Annotated in this window: 1 rRNA gene; it reads right to left on the bottom strand. The window is 57.2% G+C overall.

Features of this window, described 5'->3' with window-relative positions:
* Positions 1-19: 19 nt before the first annotated feature.
* Positions 20-2,385 (bottom strand): 23S ribosomal RNA (locus ACH4SL_RS36955); the annotation flags it as partial.

Raw genomic sequence — 2,385 nt, 5'->3', positions numbered from 1 at the left:
ACAGTGGACGCGAGCAACTGAGGACAAGCCCTCGGCCTATTAGTACCGGTCAGCTCCACCCCTTACAGGGCTTCCACATCCGGCCTATCAACCCAGTCGTCTACTGGGAGCCTTACCCCATCAAGTGGGTGGGAGCCCTCATCTCGAAGCAGGCTTCCCGCTTAGATGCTTTCAGCGGTTATCCCTCCCGAACGTAGCCAACCAGCCATGCCCTTGGCAGGACAACTGGCACACCAGAGGTTCGTCCGTCCCGGTCCTCTCGTACTAGGGACAGCCCTTCTCAAGACTCCTACGCGCACAGCGGATAGGGACCGAACTGTCTCACGACGTTCTAAACCCAGCTCGCGTACCGCTTTAATGGGCGAACAGCCCAACCCTTGGGACCGACTCCAGCCCCAGGATGCGACGAGCCGACATCGAGGTGCCAAACCATCCCGTCGATATGGACTCTTGGGGAAGATCAGCCTGTTATCCCCGGGGTACCTTTTATCCGTTGAGCGACGGCGCTTCCACAAGCCACCGCCGGATCACTAGTCCCTACTTTCGTACCTGCTCGACCCGTCAGTCTCACAGTCAAGCTCCCTTGTGCACTTACACTCAACACCTGATTGCCAACCAGGCTGAGGGAACCTTTGGGCGCCTCCGTTACCCTTTAGGAGGCAACCGCCCCAGTTAAACTACCCACCAGACACTGTCCCTGATCCGGATCACGGACCGAGGTTAGACATCCAGCACGACCAGAGTGGTATTTCAACGACGACTCCACAATGGCTGGCGCCACCGCTTCAAAGTCTCCCACCTATCCTACACAAGCCGAACCGAACACCAATATCAAGCTATAGTGAAGGTCCCGGGGTCTTTCCGTCCTGCTGCGCGAAACGAGCATCTTTACTCGTAGTGCAATTTCACCGGGCCTATGGTTGAGACAGTCGAGAAGTCGTTACGCCATTCGTGCAGGTCGGAACTTACCCGACAAGGAATTTCGCTACCTTAGGATGGTTATAGTTACCACCGCCGTTTACTGGCGCTTAAGTTCTCAGCTTCGCCCTGCCGAAGCAGAACTAACCGGTCCCCTTAACGTTCCAGCACCGGGCAGGCGTCAGTCCGTATACATCGCCTTACGGCTTCGCACGGACCTGTGTTTTTAGTAAACAGTCGCTTCTCGCTGGTCTCTGCGGCCACACCCAGCTCACACCGCAAGGGCGATCACCAGACATGGCCCCCCTTCTCCCGAAGTTACGGGGGCATTTTGCCGAGTTCCTTAACCATAGTTCACCCGAACGCCTCGGTATTCTCTACCTGACCACCTGAGTCGGTTTAGGGTACGGGCCGCCGTAAAACTCGCTAGAGGCTTTTCTCGACAGCATAGGATCATCCACTTCACCACAATCGGCTCGGCATCAGGTCTCAGACTATATGCCACCCGGATTTACCTGGATGACGTCCTACACCCTTACCCCGGGACAACCACCGCCCGGGCTGGACTACCTTCCTGCGTCACCCCATCACTTACCTACTAAGACTCTGGTTCGTCGGCTCCACCACTCCCCCTCACTCCGAAGAGATCAGGGGCGGCTTCACGGACTTAGCATCGCTCCGTTCAGCATTGGGCGCTTTACAGCGGGTACCGGAATATCAACCGGTTGTCCATCGACTACGCCTGTCGGCCTCGCCTTAGGTCCCGACTTACCCTGGGCAGATCAGCTTGACCCAGGAACCCTTAGTCAATCGGCGCAAGAGTTTCCCACTCTTGTATCGCTACTCATGCCTGCATTCTCACTCGTGAACCGTCCACCACTGCCTTCCGGCGCGGCTTCACCCGGCACACGACGCTCCCCTACCCATCACAGCGGGCGTTGGCCCTCATGCTGCAATGACACGACTTCGGCGGTACGCTTGAGCCCCGCTACATTGTCGGCGCGGAATCACTTGACCAGTGAGCTATTACGCACTCTTTCAAGGGTGGCTGCTTCTAAGCCAACCTCCTGGTTGTCTCTGCGACTCCACATCCTTTCCCACTTAGCGCACGCTTAGGGGCCTTAGTCGATGCTCTGGGCTGTTTCCCTCTCGACCATGGAGCTTATCCCCCACAGTCTCACTGCCGCGCTCTCACTTACCGGCATTCGGAGTTTGGCTAAGGTCAGTAACCCGGTAGGGCCCATCGCCTATCCAGTGCTCTACCTCCGGCAAGAAACACACGACGCTGCACCTAAATGCATTTCGGGGAGAACCAGCTATCACGGAGTTTGATTGGCCTTTCACCCCTAACCACAGGTCATCCCCCAGGTTTTCAACCCTGGTGGGTTCGGTCCTCCACGACCTCTTACAGCCGCTTCAACCTGCCCATGGCTAGATCACTCCGCTTCGGGTCTTGAGCGTGCTACT

Source organism: Streptomyces sp. NPDC021020, assembly GCF_044333285.1.
Lineage (GTDB): Bacteria > Actinomycetota > Actinomycetes > Streptomycetales > Streptomycetaceae > Actinacidiphila.
Note: the sequence above shows the minus strand (reverse complement) of the source record. Positions and strands in the feature narration are given on the sequence as shown.